18 protein-coding genes are annotated in these 25,693 nt (G+C 45.4%); 11 read left to right on the forward strand and 7 right to left on the reverse strand.

Annotation, left to right across the window (positions count from 1 at the left end; genetic code table 11):
- Window positions 1–11: 11 nt before the first annotated feature.
- Window positions 12–761, forward strand: a complete 750-nt coding sequence (locus WJM94_RS02715; protein WP_444492703.1) for an amino acid ABC transporter ATP-binding protein — start codon at window positions 12–14, stop codon at window positions 759–761.
- A 250-nt stretch (window positions 762–1,011) separates the two neighbouring features.
- Entirely contained in the window at window positions 1,012–1,674 is a 663-nt protein-coding gene (locus WJM94_RS02720; protein WP_444492704.1) for a Bax inhibitor-1/YccA family protein, read from the forward strand.
- Between the two features lie 73 nt (window positions 1,675–1,747).
- On the opposite strand, the gene WJM94_RS02725 is transcribed toward WJM94_RS02720, so the two are convergent.
- Window positions 1,748–2,122 carry a chromosome partitioning protein ParB gene (locus WJM94_RS02725; protein ID WP_444492705.1) on the reverse strand — a complete coding sequence of 125 codons (375 nt, stop codon included), beginning with the start codon at window positions 2,120–2,122 and terminating at the stop codon, window positions 1,748–1,750.
- A 356-nt stretch (window positions 2,123–2,478) separates the two neighbouring features.
- Between WJM94_RS02725 and WJM94_RS02730 the strand changes: the two genes are divergently transcribed.
- The gene (locus tag WJM94_RS02730; RefSeq protein ID WP_444492706.1) at window positions 2,479–2,808 is read left to right on the forward strand and encodes a TusE/DsrC/DsvC family sulfur relay protein; all 330 of its coding nucleotides are present in this window, start codon (window positions 2,479–2,481) and stop codon (window positions 2,806–2,808) included.
- A gap of 2 nt (window positions 2,809–2,810) precedes the next feature.
- On the opposite strand, the gene yccX is transcribed toward WJM94_RS02730, so the two are convergent.
- Window positions 2,811–3,083, reverse strand: coding sequence for an acylphosphatase (gene yccX, locus WJM94_RS02735; protein ID WP_444492707.1), 273 nt, complete (start codon window positions 3,081–3,083; stop codon window positions 2,811–2,813).
- A 459-nt stretch (window positions 3,084–3,542) separates the two neighbouring features.
- On the opposite strand from yccX, the gene WJM94_RS02740 reads away from it, so the two are divergent.
- Window positions 3,543–4,736 (forward strand): class I SAM-dependent methyltransferase, encoded by a 1,194-nt coding sequence (locus WJM94_RS02740; protein ID WP_444492708.1) that lies wholly within the window; start codon window positions 3,543–3,545, stop codon window positions 4,734–4,736.
- Window positions 4,737–4,803: 67 nt separating this feature from the next.
- Here WJM94_RS02740 and WJM94_RS02745 read toward each other — a convergent pair whose 3' ends face one another.
- Complete coding sequence (locus WJM94_RS02745) at window positions 4,804–11,802, reverse strand: Calx-beta domain-containing protein (protein ID WP_444492709.1); 6,999 nt, start codon at window positions 11,800–11,802, stop codon at window positions 4,804–4,806.
- Between the two features lie 399 nt (window positions 11,803–12,201).
- Between WJM94_RS02745 and WJM94_RS02750 the strand changes: the two genes are divergently transcribed.
- The 4 genes from WJM94_RS02750 (at window position 12,202) to WJM94_RS02765 (ending at window position 16,789) form a co-directional block, all read left to right on the forward strand.
- On the forward strand, window positions 12,202–13,518 hold the full coding sequence (locus WJM94_RS02750; protein WP_444492710.1) for a TolC family outer membrane protein: 1,317 nt from the start codon (window positions 12,202–12,204) through the stop codon (window positions 13,516–13,518).
- A 2-nt stretch (window positions 13,519–13,520) separates the two neighbouring features.
- Entirely contained in the window at window positions 13,521–14,138 is a 618-nt protein-coding gene (locus WJM94_RS02755; protein WP_444492711.1) for an OmpA family protein, read from the forward strand.
- 149 nt (window positions 14,139–14,287) lie between these two features.
- Window positions 14,288–14,641: a DUF2750 domain-containing protein gene (locus WJM94_RS02760; protein ID WP_444492712.1), complete on the forward strand. Its 354-nt coding sequence runs from the start codon at window positions 14,288–14,290 to the stop codon at window positions 14,639–14,641.
- Between the two features lie 186 nt (window positions 14,642–14,827).
- Complete coding sequence (locus WJM94_RS02765) at window positions 14,828–16,789, forward strand: tetratricopeptide repeat-containing diguanylate cyclase (protein ID WP_444492713.1); 1,962 nt, start codon at window positions 14,828–14,830, stop codon at window positions 16,787–16,789.
- A gap of 24 nt (window positions 16,790–16,813) precedes the next feature.
- Here the strand turns inward: WJM94_RS02765 and queC are convergent, their stop codons facing one another.
- Both queC and queE read right to left on the reverse strand, forming a co-directional pair.
- On the reverse strand, window positions 16,814–17,509 hold the full coding sequence (gene queC / locus WJM94_RS02770) for a 7-cyano-7-deazaguanine synthase QueC (RefSeq protein WP_444492714.1): 696 nt from the start codon (window positions 17,507–17,509) through the stop codon (window positions 16,814–16,816).
- 14 nt (window positions 17,510–17,523) lie between these two features.
- Window positions 17,524–18,174, reverse strand: coding sequence for a 7-carboxy-7-deazaguanine synthase QueE (gene queE / locus WJM94_RS02775; RefSeq protein WP_444492997.1), 651 nt, complete (start codon window positions 18,172–18,174; stop codon window positions 17,524–17,526).
- A gap of 164 nt (window positions 18,175–18,338) precedes the next feature.
- On the opposite strand from queE, the gene WJM94_RS02780 reads away from it, so the two are divergent.
- Entirely contained in the window at window positions 18,339–19,148 is an 810-nt protein-coding gene (locus tag WJM94_RS02780) for a Cof-type HAD-IIB family hydrolase (RefSeq protein WP_444492715.1), read from the forward strand.
- Between the two features lie 129 nt (window positions 19,149–19,277).
- Here WJM94_RS02780 and WJM94_RS02785 read toward each other — a convergent pair whose 3' ends face one another.
- Window positions 19,278–19,973 (reverse strand): hypothetical protein, encoded by a 696-nt coding sequence (locus tag WJM94_RS02785; protein WP_444492716.1) that lies wholly within the window; start codon window positions 19,971–19,973, stop codon window positions 19,278–19,280.
- 641 nt (window positions 19,974–20,614) lie between these two features.
- Window positions 20,615–21,778: a threonine/serine ThrE exporter family protein gene (locus tag WJM94_RS02790; RefSeq protein ID WP_444492717.1), complete on the reverse strand. Its 1,164-nt coding sequence runs from the start codon at window positions 21,776–21,778 to the stop codon at window positions 20,615–20,617.
- Window positions 21,779–22,100: 322 nt separating this feature from the next.
- Between WJM94_RS02790 and WJM94_RS02795 the strand changes: the two genes are divergently transcribed.
- Window positions 22,101–23,057: a GntR family transcriptional regulator gene (locus WJM94_RS02795; protein ID WP_444492998.1), complete on the forward strand. Its 957-nt coding sequence runs from the start codon at window positions 22,101–22,103 to the stop codon at window positions 23,055–23,057.
- A 420-nt stretch (window positions 23,058–23,477) separates the two neighbouring features.
- Entirely contained in the window at window positions 23,478–25,634 is a 2,157-nt protein-coding gene (locus WJM94_RS02800) for a TonB-dependent receptor (RefSeq protein ID WP_444492718.1), read from the forward strand.
- The last annotated feature ends 59 nt before the right edge of the window (window positions 25,635–25,693 follow it).

Raw genomic sequence — 25,693 nt, forward strand, 5'->3', positions numbered from 1 at the left:
AAGGACGTATTATGACGCAACAACAAAACTACATGATCCAGTTGAAGGACATGAACAAATGGTATGGTGAGTTTCACGTACTAAAAAACATCAACTTAAACGTTAAAAAGGGCGAAAAGATTGTTATCTGTGGCCCATCAGGTTCAGGTAAATCTACCATGATTCGCTGTATCAACCGTTTAGAAGAACACCAAGCCGGCAACATATTTGTTTCAGGCACTGAGCTTACTGAAGACTTGAAAAATATTGAGGCAGTTCGCCGCGAAGTGGGCATGTGTTTCCAGCACTTCAACCTATTCCCTCACCTTACGGTATTAGAGAACTGCACCCTTGCTCCTATTTGGGTAAAAAAAATGCCAAAAGAAGAGGCAGAAGCGATAGCGATGAAATACTTACAGCGCGTTAAGATCCCTGATCAAGCGGATAAATACCCTGGTCAGCTATCAGGCGGTCAGCAACAACGTGTAGCAATCGCCCGTTCTCTGTGTATGAATCCGAAGGTAATGCTCTTTGATGAGCCTACGTCTGCGCTCGATCCGGAAATGGTGCGCGAGGTATTGGACGTTATGGTTGAACTCGCGGAAGAAGGCATGACGATGCTGTGTGTAACACACGAAATGGGTTTTGCGAAAGAAGTCGCTGACCGTGTGATATTCATGGATGCCGGTGAGATCATCGAAGAAAATAATCCGAAAGACTTCTTTGAGAACCCACAATCTGATCGTACCCAGAACTTCCTGTCACAGATTCTACACCATTAATTGTCACTATTACTGAGACGCGAAAAAGCACTGATTTCAACACAATCAGTGCTTTTTGTTATATCGAACCAGCAACAACGAAAGCTATAGTAACCTTTTACTAGCAGTAATATTGTGTTACAAGTTCCCGCGTACATAACGCCTTATTTCTATTATTATTTTGTCAAAGCAATACATGGTTAGGGCTTGATTTTTTGAACTTTCAACCCCATAAATGTACTTATAAGAAAGTCTCTTATCGAGGAAGAATATGAACAGTCCAATGTTTACCCGCACTTCAACACAAGAAAGTGCTCTGCAAACCAACAAAGTACTGCGTAATACTTATGCGCTACTTTCTATGACGCTTCTATGGTCAGCCGTTGTTGCTGGCGTATCGATGGCGTTTAACTTACCACGTCCAGGTATCATCCTAATGTTGGTTGGTTTTTACGGCCTGCTTTTCTTAACTGAAAAGAATCGTAACAATAGCCTTGGGTTAGTCTTCACGTTCCTGTTCACAGGTTTCCTGGGTTACACAATTGGTCCAATCCTGAACATGTACATCGGTGCAGGTATGGGTGATGTAGTACTAACCGCTCTGGGTGGTACAGCTCTGTCGTTTATGGCAGCTTCAGCATACGCACTAACCACTAAGCGTGACCTGTCATTGATGGGCGGCTTAATGCTGTCACTATTTGTTGTACTTATCGTTGGTATGATTGCGAGCATCTTCATTCAGTCAACGATCCTACATTTAGCGATGAGCAGCTTGTTCATCGTTTTCTCAACGATGGCGATTCTGATGACGACTCAAGGCATCATCCGTGGCGGTGAAACAAACTACATCTCTGCAACGATTACGCTATACGTATCAATCTACAACATCTTCATCAGCCTACTAAGCATTCTAGGCATCATGAACGACGACTAATCTGTCAGATTGAATGGAACTTAAAAAGCCCGAAGGTAAACCTTCGGGCTTTTTGTTTGCTAGTAGTCTGCCGTTACGCCTGATCTGCTTCTAGTACGATAACTTCGTCCGCTTGGGGGGTTTGCCTAAAGCGTCTTACTTGGATGGTTTCCTCTCCCATCATGATTCTCTTGGCGATTCGATGCATACCATCAAAGACTCTGTAATCACTGGTCAAAATCACTGGATAAGCTAAGTCAGCATCATTAATTCGCTTACAATGCATAGCAATTTCACGACACGTTGGCAGCGGCCCATCTAAGTTAAACCAAGTGACTTCGTCAGGGCCTTTAATTTGGTCGACCCGGAGCTCTTCAACAGGTAACGATTCTGCTAACTGCCAAATTCTCTCTATAAACCACGTTGATTTTACGTTGTCATTTATTTCAACGTATCGCTGTTTAGACATGACTGACTCCTTGTCATTATTATTATTTTGAATTCAAGAGGGTAACGGCCAATAAAGCGAAACACAACGTTGTAAGTGACTCTATTCCAATAAAAATGCTCAATCTTTGCTCGCCACATTTGATAAAACACGGATAGAAGTGAATATAACTACATAGCTATTCAATTTTGTTTGTATACACTCGGAAATATTCCTAACAAATTGAATAAAATTCCATATATAAACCCAATGCGATTTTTCGCATATTTTGTTCGCTTTTGCTTCGCTTAGAACCGCTTGGAAATTCTTTTGTTGAGAACATCCACACCTGTACGCTAATCTATAAACATCAATGATTACTTAACGGATACGACGTCATGTTCGTTTACAACGGCAAAGAAATTGAAACCGATGCTCAAGGTTACTTGTTAGACCATACTCAATGGGAAGAAGGCATGATTGAGTTATTGGCAGAAGAAGAAGGTATTGAGCTAACAGACGCACATTTAGAAGTTGTCCACTTTGTTCGAGACTTTTATGAAGAGTTCAACACATCTCCCGCTGTGAGAATGCTCGTCAAAGCAATGGAAAAAGCGCACGGCCCAGAAAAAGGTAACAGCAAATACCTGTTCACGCTGTTCAAAAAAGGCCCAGCCAAACAGGCAACTAAACTGGCAGGGCTACCAAAACCAGCTAAGTGTTTGTGAAACTATAAAATCTTAAAGCCACGGTATGGTTTATATGAAGCGTTTTCATGCGAGACGCTATCCACAGTTGCCGTCCGTGGCCCTTGTTTCAACCACTCAGAAAATTCATCGATTTGTGTGTCAGTTCCACAGGCAATCACTTCAACATCACCATTGTTTAAATTCTTAGCGTACCCCGTTAAACCCAACTTCAATCCCTGATGTGAAGTTTGGTATCGAAAGCCCACACCTTGAACAAGACCTTTTACTATAAATTTTTCACACTTTAGATTCATCGTTATATCGCTTCTTCTAATGGATGATATGTTGCCGTGGCGTTCTCACCCTACTAATACCAATCGTAGTAAATAACTGGTCATTCTAGCTTGTTAAAATACTCGATAACTGCGTTAGAGTTTTTGATTGTAGAATAACTACTTATCGAAAAACTCTGCCTTGTTCTCAAGCATTTTTCCTACGCTATTTCTTATCACTTACTTACTGTGATTGGTATAAGGATAGTGGGTTTGAGTATAGTTATAATAATTATGGAAGAAATTCCGTTCCTCAGGATTGATAAGTATCTCATTAAGTTAAAAATCAAAGAAAGAATGCCGCTCCTGCTTTCTTTGCCATAAATCTACGAACCGCTGGACCGCGATGGAGAGAACCGGCTGTATTTTCAATGGATATTGCTTTTACCAGCAACATCCCGGACAATACGCCCCTTTCAAAATTCAACAAGAGCTAAAGAAATGACAGCTGCTATCTATTTGGTTAAAGGTCGTGAGAAATCGGTGAAGCGTAAGCATCCTTGGATCTTCTCTCGAGGCATCAGTAAAGTTGAGGGCGAGCCAGCTCTTGGTGAAACTGTTGATGTATTCACTCACGACGGTAAATGGCTAGCAAAAGCAGCATATTCACCAGCTTCGCAAATTCGTGCTCGTATTTGGAGTTTTGAAAAAGAGGACATCAACAAAGCATTTTTCGTTAAGCGTTTTAAAAACGCACAGCTTCTGCGAGAGGATGTGATTGAACGAGACGGATTAACAGGCTACCGCTTGATTGCAGCCGAGTCTGACGGCTTACCAGGCGTCACTATCGACCGCTACCAAAACTTCTTTGTTTGTCAGCTACTGAGCGCTGGTGCGGAATACAACAAACAAGCGATTGTTGATGCCCTTGTTGAATGTTTCCCAGATTGTAATGTTTACGAGCGCTCTGACGTAGCCGTGCGTAAGAAAGAAGGTTTGCAAGAGACAACTGGCGTACTGCATGGTGACACACCACCAAAATCTGTGGTTATAGAAGAAAACGGTGTGAAGATCAGCGTAGATATCGTTGGTGGACACAAAACTGGTTTCTACCTCGACCAACGCGACAGTCGTCAACAAGCCATGAAATACGTAAAAGATAAAGAAGTACTAAACTGCTTCTCTTATACAGGTGGCTTTGGTCTTTACGCACTTAAAGGTGGAGCGAAGCGTGTTATTAACGCCGACGTTTCTCAGCCAGCTCTGGACACAGCAAAATACAACGCAGAATTGAATGAGTTTGATATATCGAAAAAGCGCGCGGTTTTCCTGAATGCAGATGTATTTAAACTGCTTCGTGAGTACCGTGACCAAGGTACTAAATTTGACGTAGTCATCATGGATCCACCTAAATTTGCTGAGAGTAAAGCACAGCTAAATGGTGCGTGTCGTGGCTATAAAGACATCAACATGCTAGCGATGCAAATTCTAAACCCAGGTGGCACTTTACTTACGTATTCTTGCTCAGGCTTGATGGACCAAGTCCTGTTCCAGAAAATCATCGCAGATGCTGCTGTAGACGCGAATCGTCAAGTGAAGTTTGTTGAACGTTTTGAGCAAGCGGCAGATCACCCAACTGACACGGCCTACCCTGAAGGTTTCTACCTGAAAGGCTTTGCTTGTAAAGTGCTTTAGACCTTTACTACAAGCATCAGATCAAAAAACGGAGCTTTCGCTCCGTTTTTTTAGTGCTTAACTGTTTCTATTCTCGTAACTGCTCCAAGTTACTAATCAAGCTATTTGCGATATCTGCCGCAGAAGCACCGTCAAAATTAACCTCTAAATCCATACCGCCTTTATGAATCATCAAGATTGAATTATGGCCTCTTTCTGTCACTGAGATACTAATGTCATCGACTTGTCCGCTGAAATCGCCTGAGCCTAAATCATCAAGCAATACGGTGATATCACTCTGACTCATGTCCTCAAACAAATCAGTGAAGTCAAGCTTGTCACCAGCTTCAAAATCGGTAACCGTATCGGTTGCTGTCTTCATTTCTGTCCATTTGAAGACATCATCACCCTCACCACCAGTCAAGATATCATTACCTAAACCACCGATTAAAATATCATCACCACTGGTGCCAACTAAGTCATCATCTCCATCGTCACCTAGAATGATATTGGATTCGGCATCTGCTGCCGCTGTCAATGTGAGTGACTGTGAATCATAGTTAGCTGTTGATACAGAATCGGAAGTGACGTTATCAAAGTTAACAGATACCGTCGCTTCGTTACTTACCGCTCCGTCTGTGTCTATTGCTTGATAAGTGAAGTCATCATTTACGTCTGTAAAGCTGGTAATTTCAGTCCCAACCAAAGTGAAGCCCGCCTTGTCACTCGAACTACTGGTGTCTGGAGTAAGTCGAATTTCATCAAAGCTACCATTCGCCATCGCAACTGTGATAAATCCTTCATGATTACCTGTATAAGTAATATCAGTTGAGTAAAACTGCTGAACATCAACAAGAGCACCATTTAGGAAGATGTACGCCGTTAACCATGCAGCACCACTGTTGAAGCGGTCATTCAGACTGGCTAAACTCAGTTTCGCTTCGTTTGCTGATAAATCGTCATCCAGTTCTAGCGTAATATATTCACTTGTACTGATTTCATCACCCTGACCCGTTTCACTCGGAGAAATAACAACTAACCCAACCTGTTGATTCGCAAAATCGACTGAAATCTGAGCATCGGAATCAAAGATAATGCTATTACCAATAGTAATTATCTGACCACCAGTGAAAGTTAAGTTCGAGTTAGGTGGAGTATAGGATCCAACCAAGATATCTTTCCCTTGGTCTTCAAGAAGATCTGCAGTATCAAAGCTCTGCTCTTCAAAGAAGTCTTCAGTCAGACGGTACTTAATGTCTGTATCTTCATACAACTTGTTATTCGGATCATTTAAAAAGTCTTGATCGATGATGACTTCATTACCATTGCTATCCACATAGTAGAGCTCGCCATGTTCAGGTAATGAGGTTATGACAATTTCTATATCAGCATCATTTTCTGGCCCATCAGTGCCATTGTATTGATGGGTATCATCTTCTAAGTCTTCAACACGCTGTTCACCAGAGCTTGTTAGTCCATCAAACTCAACATCCTGAACAGGGAAAATACCTTCTTGGACATTTAGAGATATGATGAAATCACGAGCTATTGGAGGTGAATTATCCACGATGGTCGCCAGACCAGTGTCACTGCCTTGCACAGGCCCCAAGCCAGTTACTGTGACGCTAAAGTCTTCCGGTCCTTCGTACACGCCGTCATCAATCGTTTCGATACGCAGATCAAACTCGGTCATGCCGGCTGGCACGGTGACCATGCCATCCCCAGGAACACTTACCCAACCTGAGCCGGTGTTGTATTCTAGTGTTCCAAGGTCACCCAATTCGGTTTCGTCCAGATTCAGGGTCAACTGAACCTGCACCGCCGCTTCTGAGGCGTTACTCAATGACACGATAAATGTAGCGAAATTACCTTCATCAATGGTGCCCGCATCCGTAATGGATACGCTCGGACGGTCATCATCCGGATTCGGCCCAGGGCCACTGCCGTCATCCACGATGGTCGCAAGGCCAGTGTCGCTGCCCTGAACAACACCAACACCAGTTACGGTGACGCTAAAGTCTTCCGCACCCTCGTAGACCTCATCCTGAATGGAGGCTATACGCACATCAAACTCGGTCATGCCGGCTGGCACGGTGACCATACCATCCACAGGAACACTTACCCAGCCTGAGCCGGTGTTGTATTCTAGTGTTCCAAGGTCACCCGCTTCGGTTTCATCCGGGTTCAGAGTCAACTTAACCTGTACCGCCGCTTCTGAGGCGTTGCTCAACGACACGGTAAAAGTAGCGGTTTCTCCTTCATTAATGGTACCTGCATCCGAAATGGATACTCTCGGGCGATCATCGTCTGGATCCGGTCCAGGACCGTTACCACCGTCATAAATAATACCTAGTGCGGTGTCAGTACCGAGCACTCCCGTAGCCCCTTGCACCGCAACCGTGAAGGTTTCATCACCTTCGTAGATGTCATCATCCGTGGTTGGCACCGTTAATTTCAGCTCGGTCTGACCGGCAGGAATGGTATACGTGCCGTCACCGTTGGCATTCACCACGGTTACCCCATCAGCTAATGTCACCTTAATTGAACCGATGTCATCTGGCTCAGCAGTATTAGCTCCACCGGTTGATGTGTTCAATCTTACCGTTACATCGATATCTGCAGCTGCAGTCAACTTAACGGTATACACCGCGTCACTGCCTTCATTGACGCCCACACTGTTTTCAACGATATAGACGTTTGGACGGTCATCATCCGGATCCGGTCCAGGGCCGTTGCCACCATCGTAAATAATGCCAAGTGCACTATCACTGCCGAGTACGCCCGAATCGCCTTGCACCGCCACCGTGAAGGTTTCATCGCCTTCGTAGACGGCATCATCCGTGGTTGGCACCGTTACTTTCAGCTCAGTCAGACCGGCAGGAATGGTATATGTGCCGTCAGGATTCACGGTGACTACCGTCACGCCATCGGCCAGGGTCACCACAAAGCTACCGATATCATCCGCTTCCGCCGTATTGCTGCCGTCGGTTGAGGTATTGAGCCTTACCGTCACATCGATATCTGCGGCAGCCGACAACTTAACGGTATAGACCGCGTCATTACCTTCATTGACGCCCACGCTATCTTCAACGATATAGACGCTTGGTCGGTCATCATCCGGATCCGGCCCAGGACCACTGCCGTCATCCACGATGGTCGCAAGGCCTGTGTCGCTGCCCTGAACGGCACCAATGCCGGTCACGGTGACGCTGAAATCTTCCGCGCCCTCGTAAACCTCATCCTGAACGGAGGCAATCCGCACATCAAACTCGGTCATGCCCGCCGGCACGGTGACCATGCCATTGACCGGCACACTCACCCAGCCGGAGCCAGTGTTGTATTCCAACGTGCCCAAATCGCCCGCTTCGGTTTCATCCGGGTTTAAGGTCAACTGCACCTGCACCGCTGCTTCTGAGGCGTTGCTCAACGACACGGTAAAGGTCGCGGTGTCGCCTTCATTAATGATGCCCGCATCCGTAATGGATACGCTTGGTCGGTCATCATCCGGATCCGGTCCAGGGCCACTGCCGTCATCCACGATGGTCGCAAGGCCTGTGTCGCTGCCCTGAACGGCACCAATGCCGGTCACGGTGACGCTGAAATCTTCTGCGCCCTCGTAAACCTCATCCTGAACGGAGGCAATCCGCACATCAAACTCGGTCATGCCCGCTGGCACAGTGACCATGCCATCCACCGGCACACTCACCCAGCCGGAGCCGGTGTTGTATTCCAGGGTGCCTAAATCGCCCGCTTCGGTTTCATCCAGGTTTAAGGTCAACTGCACCTGCACCGCCGCTTCTGAGGCGTTGCTCAACGACACCGTAAAGGTCGCGGTGTCGCCTTCATTAATAATGCCCGCATCCGTAATGGAGACGCTCGGACGGTCATCATCCGGATCCGGTCCAGGACCACTGCCATCATCCACGATGGTCGCAAGGCCTGTGTCGCTGCCCTGAACGGCACCAATACCGGTCACGGTAACACTGAAATCTTCCGCGCCCTCGTAAACCTCATCCTGAACGGAGGCAATCCGCACATCAAACTCGGTCATGCCCGCTGGCACGGTGACCATGCCATCGACCGGCACACTCACCCAGCCGGAGCCGGTGTTGTATTCCAGGGTGCCCAAATCGCCCGCTTCGGTTTCATCCGGGTTTAAGGTCAACTGCACCTGCACCGCCGCTTCTGAGGCGTTGCTCAACGACACCGTAAAGGTCGCGGTGTCGCCTTCATTAATAATGCCCGCATCCGTGATAGAGACGCTTGGTCGGTCATCATCCGGATCCGGTCCAGGGCCACTGCCGTCATCCACGATGGTCGCAAGGCCGGTATCGCTGCCCTGAACAGCACCAATACCGGTTACAGTGACGCTAAAGTCTTCCGCGCCCTCGTAAACCTCATCCTGAACGGAGGCAATCCGCACATCAAACTCGGTCATGCCCGCCGGCACGGTGACCATGCCATCGACCGGCACACTCACCCAGCCGGAGCCGGTGTTGTATTCCAGGGTGCCTAAATCACCCGCTTCGGTTTCATCCGGGTTTAAGGTCAACTGCACCTGTACCGCTGCTTCTGAGGCGTTGCTCAACGACACGGTAAAGGTCGCGGTGTCGCCTTCATTAATAATGCCCGCATCCGTGATAGAGACGCTTGGTCGGTCATCATCCGGATCCGGTCCAGGACCACTGCCATCATCCACGATGGTCGCAAGTCCTGTGTCGCTGCCCTGAACAGCACCAATGCCGGTCACGGTGACGCTGAAATCTTCCGCGCCCTCGTAAACCTCATCCTGAACGGAGGCAATCCGCACATCAAACTCGGTCATGCCCGCTGGCACAGTGACCATGCCATCCACTGGCACACTCACCCAGCCGGAGCCAGTGTTGTATTCCAATGTACCCACGTCGCCCGCTTCGGTTTCATCCGGGTTTAAGGTCAACTGCACCTGCACCGCTGCTTCTGAGGCGTTGCTCAACGACACGGTAAAGGTCGCGGTGTCGCCTTCATCAATGATGCCCGCATCCGTAATGGATACGCTCGGACGGTCATCATCCGGATCCGGCTCAGGACCACTGCCGTCATCCACGATGGTCGCAAGGCCCGTATCGCTGCCCTGAACGGCACCAATGCCAGTCACAGTGACGCTGAAATCTTCCGGTCCCTCGTAAACTTCATCGCCAATCGAAGCAATCCGCACATCAAACTCGGTCATGCCCGCTGGCACAGTGACCATGCCATCCACCGGCACACTCACCCAGCCGGAGCCAGTGTTGTATTCCAATGTACCCACGTCGCCCGCTTCGGTTTCATCCGGGTTTAAGGTCAACTGCACCTGCACCGCTGCTTCTGAGGCGTTGCTCAACGATACGGTAAAGGTCGCGGTGTCGCCTTCATTAATAATGCCCGCATCCGTAATGGATACGCTCGGACGGTCATCATCCGGATCCGGCTCAGGACCACTGCCGTCATCCACGATGGTCGCAAGGCCCGTATCGCTGCCCTGAACGGCACCAATGCCGGTCACGGTGACGCTGAAATCTTCCGGTCCCTCGTAAACTTCATCGCCAATCGAAGCAACACGCACATCAAACTCGGTCATGCCCGCTGGCACAGTGATCATGCCATCCACTGGCACACTCACCCAGCCGGAGCCGGTGTTGTACTCCAGGGTGCCTAAATCGCCCGCTTCGATTTCGTCCGGGTTTAAGGTCAACTGCACCTGCACCGCTGCTTCTGAGGCGTTGCTTAACGAAACCGTAAAGGTCGCGGTGTCACCCTCATCGACGATGCCCGCATCCGTAATGGATACGCTCGGACGGTCATCATCCGGATCTGGCTCAGGACCACTGCCATCATCCACGATGGTCGCAAGGCCCGTATCGCTGCCCTGAACGGCACCAATGCCAGTCACGGTGACGCTGAAATCTTCCGGTCCCTCGTAAACTTCATCGCCAATCGAAGCAATCCGCACATCAAACTCGGTCATGCCGGCTGGCACGGTGACCATGCCATCCACCGGCACACTCACCCAGCCGGAGCCGGTGTTGTATTCCAGGGTGCCTAAATCGCCCGCTTCGGTTTCATCCGGGTTCAGGGTCAACTGCACCTGCACCGCTGCTTCTGAGGCGTTGCTTAACGATACGGTAAAGGTAGCGGTGTCACCCTCATCGACGATACCCGCATCCGTAATGGAGACGCTCGGACGGTCATCATCCGGATCTGATCCGGGGCCAGTACCGTCATCTAAAACAGTCGCAGTACCTGTAACTGGAGATGTTTGATCTGGAGTTGCTCCAGACAATGTAAAGGTTTCTGGACCTTCATAAATAGCGTCATCAACAGTATCTAAACTCACCGTGAAAGACTGCTCACCGATTGGGAGAGAAACAGTGAACGTCCCATCTTCGTTGACTTGAATTTGTTGGGTCGTTCCATCTGACAGCGTTACTAATACCGTGGTATTTACGTAGTCAACGCCATCTTCTCCTGCCGCACCGCCCACTGCAGAACCGTCACCCAAAGAAAATTCAATATCCGTAATGACTTCGGTTGCTTGATCCAAAGTGATCTCAAAAGAGACTTGTTCACCTTCATTGACGGTTGGACTTGAAATTTCTTGAATGACCACCTCTGCAGGAAGTGGTATTTCTTGAGGAGCAGGAGCTTGAGGTTGGAAAATGTCCAACAGAGTCTGAACTTGTGTACTAGAGAATCCTGTTCCGTTTATTCCAATTGTCTCAAAATTTGTACTAGCTAGTACTTCTGCACCAGTTCGGCTAATCGCCCCTGTGTTTTGAGGACTCGAACCATTAACCCCTCCGGCTGCTGTCTCAAAATCTTGACCAAGCTGAGTCGGGTCTTGTCCTTGTCCAATAGCTTCAATCAGAGCGGTAATGTCATCAGTAACATTTATCGAGCTACCTTGTGGTGTGACCTGCTCGACAACCAACTCCGAAGTATCTGAAACTTCTTCGATTATTAACTCACCAGGCTTTGGGGATTCTCCTTTTGCAAGGGTTCTTATATTCCCATCCAGCCCAATAACTACTATGCTGCCCATTAAAGAGCTCAAAGTTACTCGATCCATACCTACCTCGCCCCACTCAAACTAATTCAAAAGTTTGTCACCTCATAATTTACGACTATAGTTTAGTCAAAATCATCATATTTTTCGTTGTATGTTTAGTGCTTACAGAACTTTTGGGCTCAAGGGGCTGAGTCTTGAAAAAGCTGGCTAAAGCACGGTCTTCGGAGCGCTATGATGTTAAAAATTCACGCTTTTTCCTTGTTTTAGCATGCTAGACAGCTAAGCAACTACTGTCCTATGTGCTAAGGTTTATATAGGGGATTCATGAGTTTTCTAAGTAAAAGCCTAGGTTTAACAGTAGGTTGATCTATTCAGTACTCAAGCACTGTTAATTGTAGCGTTCTGTCTCACTAGTGAGATAAAACAACAAAAAGAAACACGATTTTTAGGAGAAATACCGTGAAATGGAATCGACTCAAATACGCTTGTTGCTGCAGCTTAATCGTGTCTATACCTGTTTTCGGTCAAACGTTAGAGCAAGCGGTGACATTGACGTTACAAAACAACCCGGATATTAAAAGCGCTTTCAATGAGTTCACGAGTAAACGTTACTTAAATGAAGCGTCATCAGGGGCTTACCTACCATCAATTGATTTGGATGCTGGTATAGGTTACGAAGGACTGGACCCGTCAGATGAGGTTATTCGTGGCGACACGGACTACACCAGAAAAGAAGCGTCCGTCACGCTAACCCAATTAATTTGGGATGGAAGTGCGACACTCAATGATATTGACCGAACTGCTGCGGATGCAGAATCGGTAAGATTTCAACTTCTCGCTGATGCGTCAGACAAGGCACTTGAGGTCACAAAAGTCTATTTGGAAGCGGTGCAAGCCTACGAGGTTTTAAAGCTATCTGAAGACAATCTCGCCGTTCACAAAGACATTTACTCTGACATTCAAAAACGCGTCACATCAGGTATCGGATCAACCGCTGATTTAACTCAGGTTGAGGCCCGTATTGCTAAAGCACATGGTAACTTGGCTGCGGCGCAAAATAATTTATATGACACCCATACCACGTTTACCCGCATAGTCGGCCAGACGCCACAAGGGTTAATTTTTCCAAGAGCAGACCAAAATTTTATTCCGTTTACAGTTGATGAGGCGCTGAGTACAGCCTACGCACTCCACCCTGTGATTCAGATAGCTCTGGCCGACGTCGACTCAGCTAAGTTCCAATACAAGCAATCAAAGGGCGTCTACTACCCTACGATTTCGATTGAAGCATCACAAACATGGCGAGATGACGCTGACGGTCTAAAAGGGAGAAGTGAGGAAACATTAGCAATGCTTCGACTACGTTATAACTTGTTCAATGGCGGCAGTGATGTAGCTAATGCGAACAATTTTGCCTATCAACTCAACAAGGCAAAAGACTTGCGTGAAAGCGCATACAGAAACGTTGAAGAAGGGTTAAAGCTTTCTTGGACAGCCCTTGACTTAACTCTTCAACAAAAAGACTTTTTGTCGGATCACGTTGATTCAGCCTCTCAAACCGTGATTGCCTATGAAAAGCAATACAAAATCGGTCAACGAACACTTCTTGATTTGCTGAATACGCAAAATGAATTGTTTGAAGCTCGTAAAGATTACCTTGATGCAAAATATGCAGAGCAATTCGCCAAGTATCGTGTAATGAACGCAACTGGCCAACTTTTGAGTGCACTAAGAGTAGAATTGCCGCAAGAGTGGCTTGAAAAAGTGGAGTACTAATTATGAAATACATAACTATTATTGCACTGTCGTTCGTTGTAGCTGCTTGTAGCTCCTCATCCAATAGAGGGGACGAATATGAATACTTAGACACCCCGATTGCTGAGCAAAGCGCTGATCACCTTGACGATGACAGCGATGGTGTCATCAACGAAAGAGATCTCTGCCCAGGCACACCAGAAGGTTCAGAAATTGACAACGACGGTTGTGGATCTTATGAAAACACGTCAGAGAAAATGCAACTTCGTGTTTTATTTGCCAATGATTCAGACGTAATAAACCCAGTATTCCAAAAACAGATTCTGGATCTTTCTAAATTCTTGAAAGAATATCCTGAAACCTCAATTGAAATTCAGGGTTATGCTAGCCGAACCGGGACTTCAGAGCACAATCTGGATCTTTCAAAGCGTCGAGCAGAGAACGTCAGAAACGAGTTACTACGAAATGGCGTTAGTCCATCTCGAGTAACCATCGTAGGATATGGCGACACTGTTTTAGCAACACAGGGAACGGATGAAGTGAGTCATGCTCAAAACAGGCGTGTCACTGCAACGGTCATCGGTTATAAAGGGGCGGTTAAAAAAGAGTGGACAGTCTTTACAACACTGCCAAAAAACTAACCACTCTTTCCCAGTGAAAATGAGACCATTATTTGTTTAAAGGAGCTTCGGCTCCTTTTGTTTTTAGCAGCAAAGCGAAACCGTATTATGCTTTAGGAAACGGCGCTTTAGTGTTAATCTAGCCACGTCATAACAATGAGAGTTTTGAAATGAGCAAACTTACATCAGATATCCAAGCAAACCTTGATCTTTTCGTTGCAGAAACCAAAGAAAACCAGTTGGTTTGGGGTCTGCGCAACGAGGAAGGTTGGCTATCTTGCGATTCGACCGAATTCGAAAATAGTGAAGTTATGCCTTTCTGGTCTTCCAAAGAAGATGCAGAAGCACATAACGTTGAAGAGTGGGCTGATTTCAATGTCCTAGAAATTCCTCTGGATATTTTTGTTGAAGATTGGCTTCTTACTCTTGCAGAAGACGGCGTTCTTGTTGGTACAAACTGGAACGATCAGCTAGAAGGCAAAGAAATGGAGCCACAAGATCTAGCGAAACTTTATGTAGACTAATAGATGAGACTCCAGCCCACAATGCTGGGGTCTTTTACTTTACCACTTTTGAACTTTTCGCTTCGAATATCGACGAAGAGCATAGTTTTCACCCTTCTTTTTCCGTCACCCTACTTCACTCATCCACAGTACTCATTAGATAATGAGTAATCTATTCATAATAAAGAAAAATGATAAAACCAAAATATGCGCACGCTCTACCCCCTACTTTCCTCTTTGCTTTTATGCAGTCAAGTCTTTGCGCGTGACTCTCATATTGAAAAAAGCCAGAACGTCACGCAATGGCATGCCATCTATCAGTCCACACTAAAAACCAACGCTAATTCCGCGCTAAACCTACTTCAAAACCGCTATCACACCGCAACTTACGACAATGAGAAGCTGTATATGAGTGGTTTAATTTATGAGTACATGTCCAGCATCAAGCAGCCTTACTACGGAAATAGCCAAGGCCTCAACAATCACTTCGCGAATCTCGAATCGGAGTACATCTTCGCTTTAAGTGAGCGCAAGCAAGGAAGGTATGATGCGGCAGTAGAGAGCTTCATCTCTTTAAGAGATCAGATGAAACTGAGTTCAGACGTCGAGGGTGAAGCCTTGATGAATTACCAACTTTGTTACACCTTGAATCAACAGGGCCGCTACCACAAAGCGCATTTTTTCTGCTCCTCATTAGAGAGTCATCTGGAGAGCAAACATCAGGAAAACTTCCCGAAAGATCTTGCGTTGCGCATCATTGCTAATAACTACAATTTTCGTGGAGATTATGAAAAGTCCCTGAGTGTTTACCAACGTTTGCTTGCAAATATGCCCCATCAAAGCGACCCTTCCGGCGTCTATAACGATGTCGGAAATCTATTGGCAGAGCTAGGACAATTTGCACAGTCGGAAAAATACCTCATACAAGCTCTACTCGCTCGTCAGATTGAAGACACGCCAGTTCAAGTAGCACAAGTGGAACATAGTCTTGCGGCAATGTACGAAAAAGCCAAAGATTTTGATAAAGCCATTACCCACTATCAAAACTCATTAATGATACTTGGCCAGTTTGAGTATCCATACGGGCAAGGCTTAGTCTATTTGGGCCTCTCATCAGCGATGGCTGAAACAGGGAAATTGGACCACGCGATAATCTACATTAATAAAGCGTTAGGTCTAGGAGAACGGTATGAGAATAACCATCTTCAAGTCGAGGCTCACTTAGCCGCAGGCTTTGCTTACCTAAAAAACTCTGATACAGACAGCGCCATCGAGCATGGAAATTCTGCCCTGAAGATGGCCACAGATAATGCGAGACCATTGCTGCAAGCAAAAGCGCAATTATTGCTTTCTAAAGCTCATGAGAGTATGGGTAACTACCAGGCCGCGTTGTCACACTACGAAGCCTACTCCTCGCTGGAGTTAGAAAATAGGGACGCCAACAACATAAAAGCGATGGAAGCATTAGATTTGACCAAAAATGAATATGAGTACGATCTTAAACTCATTCGTCTGAACAACGAGCACAAAGTCAGACAGAGTGAATTTGAGAAACTCACAGATCAACAGCTCATCTATAATATTGTTGTTTTCTGTTTGGTGTTCCTATTAGCACTGGCAATCATACTTCAGCGAAAAACACGTAAAAAAGCACGATTAGACAGTTTGACCTGTGCACTGAATCGCTCAACCAGTATAGAAACCATCAACAAACAAACCACTAATGCTGGTGGAGATATGCGATATGTCCTCGCGTTAATTGACTTAGACGATTTTAAATCAGTTAACGATACGTACGGTCATCCGGCTGGTGATCTGGTTTTACAGCAAGTATGTAAGAAGGTACAAGACAAGCTGAAAAAGGGCGAGTTTATTGGACGTTTAAGTGGTGAAGAGTTTATCTTGCTTCTCAAAAACGTAGACGAAATTGATGTGCCATTCCGAATTCAAAGTTTACATAAAACCATTTCAGAGAAGCGGTTCAAAACAGACAAAAATGAAGAAGCGATGGTTACTGCAAGCTTGGCCTATCTATCCACTTCAAAGCCATTAACGAACTTTGATGAGTTGTACACGATGTTAGACCAAGCTTTGAGTCAGGCAAAAAGAAACGGACAGAATGTCATTATTGATGTCAATAATGAGCTTTTTCGCGCCAGCTCTGAGTAAAGAACTCACACAGAGCTAAGCAAGTTAATCTTGAACGTTCTGCTTTTGTACCAACGACTGCATAACAACCTCTTTGTTGTTCAGGTAGTTCTCTAAACCCGCTTTACGCAGGTCACACGAAGGGCAGTCACCACAGCCGTCGCCAATGATGCCGTTGTAGCACGTGAGCGTATTTTCGCGAACCATTTGCAACGCATCGTATTGGTCTGCAAGCGCCCAAGTTTCTGCTTTGTTTAACCACATCAGTGGCGTTTTGATCGTTAATTGACGATCCATACCTTTCACCAAGGCGGTATTCATTGCTTTCACAAAGTCGTCACGACAATCAGGGTAACCGCTAAAGTCCGTTTCACACACACCAGTGATAACCGTATCTGCGCCAATCTGGTACGCATAAATACCCGAAAGCGTCAAAAACAGGATATTACGACCCGGAACGAAAGAGTTCGGTAATCCGTTGTCTTGTAATTCATGCGAGACAGGAATGTCATCACGGGTAAGAGAGCTGATAGCCAGTTCGTTCAATAAACCTACATCCATAACTTTGTGTGCCGCAACGCCAAGATCTTTAGCGAGCTTCTGAGCAACCTCAATCTCTAGCTTGTGACGCTGACCGTAGTCAAAAGTAATTGCATGTACTTCATCAAACTCTTTCAATGCCTGAACAAGACAGGTAGTTGAATCTTGTCCACCACTAAAAACAACAACGGCTTTTTTCATGTTACTCTCCGAGCTTAAGCAATACTTAGGTATTTATGAGTTTGAATCGACAATCGCCAATTACGAGCAATACACGTCTCAATACACAATTGAGTCGCACGCGGTTTCTGGCTAATCGGTTGCAAAGCGATGATCGTCTCAGGTGCAATTTCAGCAGAAGCTAATAGCTCATCAAGATGGTCAATATCTTTCTGGGTACCAACCGGGTGCTTGATTTCATTGGCTCGCTCCAGTGCACTTTTCAGCACAGGCAGTTTGCCTTTCATCGCAACTTTAGGTGACACTGTCACCCATGTTTTTTCTGTAGTTACGACTTCTGACGTACCACTGGTCTCAATCTGACACTGGCACCCCATATTTTCAAAAGCTTGTGCTAACGGGCGTAAATCATAAATACACGGTTCACCACCAGTAATCACGATATGCTTCGCATTGAAACCTTGCTTTTTATATTGCTCTACGATGTCATCAGCCGATGCAACACACCATGTTGGTGAATCTTCCGTCTTAACCAGAATATCGCCAATTGAACGCTGGTCTTCTTCTTCCGCATCCCAGGTTTGCTTAGTGTCACACCAAGAACATCCGACCGGACAGACTTGAAGGCGAACAAAAACAGCAGGAGCACCGGTGAAGACCCCTTCTCCTTGGATGGTTTCAAACATCTCATTTAGCTTATACAACGCAGAACTCACTTTACTCATAAAACTTCGAGGCGGAGACCATAATGGAGAGCCGTGCCTAGGTCAATTCAAACCAAAAATTAATTGTTAAAATAGTCCATTTTGTAGTTTCATACTAAGGTTTCCACTTTTTAAGGTAAGTAAAGATGTATAAATTGATCGCCCTGGATATGGACGGCACGTTGCTAAACAGCAAAAAAGTAATTTCGGAAGAAAATAAACAAGCAATCGCTAAAGCTCGTGAAGCTGGCGTCACCGTCGTTTTGGCATCAGGTCGCCCGCTAGAAGGCATGCAAGATAAATTAGATGAGTTGAACATAAAGTCAGACAGAGACTTCATCCTTTACTACAACGGTTCAATGGTCAAAAACGTTGGCACGAATGAAATCATCCACCAGCAAATCATTGACGGCAAATCGGCAAAGTTAGTCGCTCGCAAAGCAAAAGAACTAGGAGCCTACGTCCACGCGTTTAGCCAGGTTCACGGCTTGATCACCACCGAGCACAACCCGTATACGGATATAGAAGCAAACATTAATGGCCTTGAAGTAACAGAGATGTGTTTTGATTCGTTGGAAGATGACCATCCTATTATCAAAGCCATGATGGTAGCCGAGCCAAGCAAACTCACTGAAGTGATCGCAGCATTACCATCGGAATTACGCGAAACCTTCACGGTAGTCCAGAGCGCCGCATATTTCCTGGAGTTCCTGAATCCGTCAAGCAACAAAGGGATTGGTGTTGCTGCTATTGCTGAGTACTTAGGTATTCAACCAGAAGAGGTGATTTGCATGGGAGATGCGGAGAACGACCATCATATGCTTGAATTTGCAGGTTTGGGTATCGCGATGGAAAACGCAATGGAAGAAACTAAAAAAATTGCCGACTACATTACCGCGAGTAACGATAACCATGGCGTGGCCAGAGCCATTGAAAAGTTTGTCCTGAACATTTAATTGCTCAGGTTGAACAACAACCTGACCGCTTTGGTGGTGTAATATTTTAGCACCACCAAAATCGCAACCTTGGCTATCGTTATGACAAGGCGCATAACGCGTTGCTAGATGAATCGTGTTTAGCTTCTATCAACGAAAGATGGTTTGATACTCTCCAGTCTTTTTATTGACGACGTGCTGCTCTTGCAACTGCTCATTTTCCTTTTCATCATCAGCCCAGAAGCCATCATAATTGTTCACACAAGTCATTGAATCACCATTATCCCAGGCATTGGCTACTGATACTTTACCAACCGTCATACCGTGAACCTTCAAGATATCTGCATACTTTTCGGCAAAATTCAGACAAAACTTTATTTGCTCACTTTTAGCCGCTTCGCGTCTTGCTTTCTGTTCACGTTCTCTTTTAGCGCTCTCTTCACGCTCTCTTTCCGCTTGCTCAAGACTTTGAAGCCTTTGCTCTACGACAGCCACTTCCTTGGTCAGTTTTTTCAGAGTCGTATTCTTATTACTACCACTAAACTTTTGATGTAAAAGGATATCGGAATCCTCGGCATAAGCAATGGCATAACCATTATCTGAAGCGCCTGCGAGGCTACATGTAAGAATGCCATCCTGAAAATCTTCTGCGACTACTGGTAACTCATTCAAAACTAGTGATGACAATGAAAGTGCAGGCTTAAACTCAGTATCTTGAGCGACCACTCGCTTACCGAGATCCTGACATTTGTCTATATACGCAGTCGATAAAGCGGGATTACTGGTAGACGTAGTTACACACCCAGCAAGGCTGAATAACACGATCAAGGAGATAATTTTTTTCATATATAACAGTATTTACCTAGCGCTACTCGCCCAGAAATTTGAACCCGAAGTTGCTACATCATTCTTAACTGAAGATGGACGCTTTACTTTCTCCATCCTCAATTTTCGCTCAACATTATTTTACTTTTTTCCATGAACGTTGCACTAAGAGCTGCCAAAGCGACTAGTGAAATCTTCTTAAGTCATTCACTAGTTAAATAAAATTCGTTCACAATGCAATGGAGTCAGGTTTAGTTTTCCGCATGAGTAGCGAGATAAAAAAAGCTTATCACATTCGCCTCTATGCTAGGTAATGCCTAAGGCGGATATGTCACTGCAATAGTATTACTATCCCCTCCTCCATTTGGTGGATAAAAGCCTACAGATGGTTGATCAAAATTACAAATATAATTGCTATCCATACAAAGTTTGAGCGTCAGTAATCCTACTTCATCTCTCAGTTCCAGCGATACGTTTTGTAAATGACAATTTGATGATAAATCTGCACACACGCGTCGCCATTACGTACCATTCAGGTGTAATAAGAACGACGGCATACGACTGTTAATTTATTTAGGAGGTCGGAATTCGGAAAGACTGGAAAGAGCCCTACTCTCTGACAGATAAATACTGTCTATAGAATAGGGCTTTGATTCGGTGCGCTAGCGTTCAATCTTCGGAGAGTAAATCGAGTATGCCGTTATTTGTCCCGCAACAATTGCGGAAAACATGAATAATGCGGACAAACCGATGCTCGGGATCGGCAAGATGGATTGCTCAAACACAGACTGGCTTGCGCTGATAAGAACGCGGCTGCCGGGAACCAGAATAATAATTCCCTGGACGATGTAGATTGAGCCTGTAAGCTCCATTTTTTTAGCCACCCAGGTACCATATAGCGTGATAAGCACGGTAGTGACCCAAGTGCCCACAACCCAGCCAGCATCGAAGCCCATGTAAAATGGTCCCCACATTCCTAAAGCAGCGACAGGTAGCCCAAGCAATATGTCTTTTGGTCGAGCATTAAAGAGGATACTGAGCGAAATTGAGATCAAGAACAGGCCAAAAATGTGCATCACAAATGGCACTTCATTCTTGTAAGTTGTCGCAGGCGCTTGCCCCCAAATGGCTTCACCAATGTTTAAACCAATAACGATTCCGACAAAGAGCTTGATAAGAGTCAAAGCACTTTGTCCTAATAAACTGGTGCCGGAAACCAAATCGTTAAACGCCAGACACTCCAACGAGTTAGCAATCGACAAGCCAGGAACAAATAAAACAATCGCGGCAATACATAGCGCCCAAACAGGGATAGGTAATCCGGTACTTGCCAGGAACGCGACGATAACACCAGTGACTAGCGCGGAAATAAATTCAACTGCAATAGAGCGTCGGGAGTGACACACTCGCTGGCATACCCAAATCAAAAAGCCTAGCAAGACCGAAATGAACACCGCTTCGAGTGTACTGCCGACCAGCATCAAATAGGCAGGTGGAATCCCCATATTGGCAAGTGCAATAACCCAAGTTGGATAACCTTTAGATTCTGGTACAGGCTCAGAACTCGGTTGGTTTATGCGAATAATCGTATTAGCCAACAGACTAAGGTTTATTGATGCGGGCTTTAAGCGTTTCATAACCACCGCATTGTTGTCATCAGGAAACTGATAGTTGATGCTGGTGGGTGTAGCCTGAATCATGACATCTACACCGTGCTTTTTCGCGTAAAATTGAGTGTATTTTTCAACTTTATAAGGCGCGCATCCGCTACGGTGAAGAGTGTCGCCAATCTCAACAATTTTGTCGATTCGATATTGTGATGGCATGGAGTGAAAATGTGGTTAGATCAAAGTGGCGCAAAGGTATCAGAGAGTACTGACTAAGACGAGAAACATCGCATTATTCAATCGGATCGCAATTAAAAAATGTGATAGAGCTACCTGTTTCAAACGCCCCCATTAGAACTGCATATAAGACACTGCAGTTCACCGAACTTCTTCTTTTGCCCCTTACCAATTTTGTTAGAACAAAACTTAATTATTATGTCGCTTATAAAAATTGTATTTATGTCGTGAAAACACAATTTATAGCAATAATGTTGGTTTGTGTTTACCATGAAGCCTTTATAAAAACCGCTTCTGGAATCTCATAGACATGACAACAATCACCAGACTCCAACAAGATTTGTTATTTAAAGTCATCGCCTCGCTTAAGACAGAAAATGCAAAAGCCGGAACCAGCCTCAATGAATCTTACCTGGCGCAACGGTTTGATGTTTCCAGAACGCCGATTCGATCTGTACTAAAGCACTTGTCTTCTCAAGGCATCACGAAAGCTTTTCCGAACAAAGGCTTCGTTTTACAAGTCGATGCAGCAAACATTGAGGATTCCAGTCAAAACGCTAACCAGCAGTCCCGCGAGGATCAGTTGTACCTGCGCGTATTAATGGATCTGTTTTTTGGACAGCTGGATTCCCCTTTTTCTGAGAAAGAGCTGCAACAACGTTATGGCGCCAACCGAGGCGAGATGCAGAATGTCCTTAGGTTACTGGAAAACGATGCCATTTTTCGCCGCAGTCCTGGCTACAAATGGCAACTTGATGGCGTATTGAATACGCTCGATAGACACACAGAAAGCTATCGTTGTCGCTTAATTTTTGAGCCTGCTGGTCTTCTCGAACCTAGCTGGATATTGAATCGCGTCGCGCTCGAAAGCTGTCGCGACCGCCACATTCATGCCATTGTCGAACCAAAGGGAATAACCGCCAGCCAACTATTTAATCTCAGCGCAGAATTTCATGAACTTCTTGCTGCGTGCTCAGGTAATCGTTTTCTACTTGGCATCATGCAGCAACACAATCGCCTTCGCAAAGCCACCGATCTGGTTTCAATGCATCTTCAATCCTCGGTGAGCACATCCTGCCAGCGACGACTAGACATCATTGAATTGCTTCTAACAGGAAACAACCAAGAGGCCGCGACAAAGCTAGCGCAACTGCTAGAAAACGACATTCGCGTTATGAAACGAACCTACAGTGCAGTGATGAATGTACCTCAATCAGAGAGAGAAAAACTAATCAACAGCATTGCTGGTAAAAATAGTTAATCAAAACAACCACGAACCATCTTCTACACTGCCCTTTACAAACCCATACAATGAGCTTGAGCTATCTAGTTTAGGCTCTCCTACACCCTAGCCGTTTAATTTTCCATCTTAGCAACCGAATTTCAATTCCCTAATTCAGAAGACAAAAACAAATGTTGTATTTTCATATTGTGTTTTCACGACAAAAATACAATAATAATGATTCTCATTTGTAATTAAATAGCAAATGATGCGTTTAACGTGTCATTGACATGAAGCGTGGTCGCAACTGTGTAGAGAACCATCCACCTACTACAACATTCAACGTTTCTGCATTTTTAGTTCGATAGAGACGAAGAATTATTTAAAGAAACCAAAAACGAAAATCAGAAAACTGCTCAGAGGATAGAAAAGTCCTCTTTCGGTAAAATAGAGAAGAAAATGAACATTAAAAAAGGAAGTTTAAAGATTTCCACTGTTGCTATGGCGGTTGCCACAGCATGTACAGTGTTTGCAGCTCAAGCAGAAGATCACGTGGCTGAAGAAAAAATGGTTGTCGTCTCCAGCCGCACTCCTAAAGCTATCAGTGATATCCCAGGCACCGTTTGGTATATCGAGTCCGAACAGATCGAACAAGATTACCGAGGCGGTAAATCCCTCGGAGAAATCCTGGCCTCAGCCATTCCTTCTTTGGATGTTAGTAGTGGCGCAAGAACCAACTACGGTCAGAACCTTCGCGGACGTAAAATGCTCGTCATGATTGACGGGGTGTCGCTGCAATCTTCCCGTCAAATCAGCCGCTACTTAGATGCCATTGATCCATTTAATATTGATCGTATTGAAGTATTGTCGGGGGCTACTTCGCTTTATGGTGCTGGCGCGTCTGGTGGTGTCATAAACATCATAACGAAAAAAGCTCAGAGTCCAGAGCTAGAGTTTGAATCATTTGTTGGTAGCACTTCTGGTTTTAACTCAAGTGAAGATTTTGATTACAAGGTAGGACAAGCCATTTCTGGTGGCAGTGAGAAGGTTCAAGCTCGCGCTTCCGTTATCTACAGCGAGACCCAAGGCTACTTTGATGCAAATGGCGACATCGTAACTCCAGACATATCTCAGGGTTCATTGCAATATAACAAAACCGTAGATTTTCTAACGACGGTCGGAATGAATATCTCAGATACGAAGCAGCTCAATCTTCTGGCGCAATATTACGATAGCCAACAAGACTCACCATACGGCCTATATATTATTGGAGGCGACTTTGTCGATGTTCGAGAAGGTTTTGATTCAGACCGAGAACATGGAACAGAGCGCATGATGCTAAGCGCCTCGTACGTTGATGAGCAGTTCCTTGGGCATCAGCTGATTGCTGAAGCTTCATACCGAAAAGAAGACCAGACTTACACTCCTTATTATCAATCTTCCGGTCAACAGATTACTGATGTCATTTCATTAAAAGCAGCACTGGCCAAAAGATTGGGTCGATTCAATATCGTCTACGGAGTCGACGCCTATCAAGACAAGCTCGAGAGTAATCAGGCGCTTTACGATCCGACTATCGCCAACGATTCGGGTAATTTGATCAATAAAACTTATGCGAAAGTTGGCCGTTATCCAGGCATTGAAGTCAGCTCAATCGCTGGTTTTGTGCAAGCTGATTACTCTATTACAGACGACTGGCTTGTTGAAGGTGGCGTTCGTTATCAGTACATATTGAACAAAATTGACGATTTTGTTGGTTATAATCAAAAGAAGAAAATTGCGGCAGGTAGTGGTACTTCAGCAGACGCCGTTCCTGGCGGAGAAACCGACTATAGTATCGGCCTATTTAACTTAGGCACGGTTTATGACTTAAATAGCAACTCGCAAATTTGGGCAAACTTCAATCAAGGATTTGACCTTGCCGATCCCGCTAAATATTACGGACAAGGTAACTACACACTTGTCGGCGACCATTGGCAGCTTAACGATAGCATTAACGTCAACCAATCTAAGATGTCGGGGATAAAAACTAACAGCTTTGAAATTGGTTACCGTCTAGATACTGGTGATCTTAACTTTCAGACCGCTGCTTATTACTCGCAATCTGACAAGTCAGTCACATACAACAAGACGACGATGCTTATCGACGAAATTGACGATAAAAAGCGTGTTTATGGTTTAGAAGCGATGTCGAGATACTGGATAAATGACAATATTCAGATTGGTGCTTCAGGCCATTACGTGGTATCGGAAGTGAAAGGCGATGACCGTTGGGAAGATTTTACCGCCGGTGAAGCAAGCACTTCAAAAGCGAACGCCTGGGCGGGTTGGTTCGATTCGAATCTTGCGGTAAAAGTACAAAGCCAAACAATGTTTGACTATGAAGATGACGATGACAACAAGCTTAATGGCTACACGGTAGTAGACTTAGTGGGAAGCTATCAACTTCCAGTCGGGAGTCTTGGTTTTGGTGTTCAGAACTTATTGGACAAAGATTACACAACGATTTGGGGTCAGAGAGCAGAAATTGTGTACTCATCTCACTACGAAGCTGCCGCCTATGACTATAAAGGTCGAGGACGAACTTATACCTTGAACTATCAGGTGAAATTCTGATTCACTCAATTGAGCCCATGGCAACGTAATAAAGCCAAAGCCTCGCATATCGCGAGGCT

The organism is Vibrio sp. YIC-376, from assembly GCF_052353105.1.
In the GTDB taxonomy this organism is placed as follows: domain Bacteria; phylum Pseudomonadota; class Gammaproteobacteria; order Enterobacterales; family Vibrionaceae; genus Vibrio.

Bases quoted from the DNA above. Each gene is read 5' to 3' on its own strand.
- WJM94_RS02715 (WP_444492703.1), top strand. From the start codon at position 12: ATGACGCAACAACAAAACTACATGATCCAGTTGAAGGACATGAACAAA.
- WJM94_RS02720 (WP_444492704.1), top strand. From the start codon at position 1,012: ATGAACAGTCCAATGTTTACCCGCACTTCAACACAAGAAAGTGCTCTG.
- WJM94_RS02725 (WP_444492705.1), bottom strand. From the start codon at position 2,122: ATGTCTAAACAGCGATACGTTGAAATAAATGACAACGTAAAATCAACG.
- WJM94_RS02730 (WP_444492706.1), top strand. From the start codon at position 2,479: ATGTTCGTTTACAACGGCAAAGAAATTGAAACCGATGCTCAAGGTTAC.
- yccX (WP_444492707.1), bottom strand. From the start codon at position 3,083: ATGAATCTAAAGTGTGAAAAATTTATAGTAAAAGGTCTTGTTCAAGGT.
- WJM94_RS02740 (WP_444492708.1), top strand. From the start codon at position 3,543: ATGACAGCTGCTATCTATTTGGTTAAAGGTCGTGAGAAATCGGTGAAG.
- WJM94_RS02745 (WP_444492709.1), bottom strand. From the start codon at position 11,802: ATGGATCGAGTAACTTTGAGCTCTTTAATGGGCAGCATAGTAGTTATT.
- WJM94_RS02755 (WP_444492711.1), top strand. From the start codon at position 13,521: ATGAAATACATAACTATTATTGCACTGTCGTTCGTTGTAGCTGCTTGT.
- WJM94_RS02760 (WP_444492712.1), top strand. From the start codon at position 14,288: ATGAGCAAACTTACATCAGATATCCAAGCAAACCTTGATCTTTTCGTT.
- WJM94_RS02765 (WP_444492713.1), top strand. From the start codon at position 14,828: ATGCGCACGCTCTACCCCCTACTTTCCTCTTTGCTTTTATGCAGTCAA.
- queC (WP_444492714.1), bottom strand. From the start codon at position 17,509: ATGAAAAAAGCCGTTGTTGTTTTTAGTGGTGGACAAGATTCAACTACC.
- queE (WP_444492997.1), bottom strand. From the start codon at position 18,174: ATGTTTGAAACCATCCAAGGAGAAGGGGTCTTCACCGGTGCTCCTGCT.
- WJM94_RS02780 (WP_444492715.1), top strand. From the start codon at position 18,339: ATGTATAAATTGATCGCCCTGGATATGGACGGCACGTTGCTAAACAGC.
- WJM94_RS02785 (WP_444492716.1), bottom strand. From the start codon at position 19,973: ATGAAAAAAATTATCTCCTTGATCGTGTTATTCAGCCTTGCTGGGTGT.
- WJM94_RS02790 (WP_444492717.1), bottom strand. From the start codon at position 21,778: ATGCCATCACAATATCGAATCGACAAAATTGTTGAGATTGGCGACACT.
- WJM94_RS02800 (WP_444492718.1), top strand. From the start codon at position 23,478: ATGAACATTAAAAAAGGAAGTTTAAAGATTTCCACTGTTGCTATGGCG.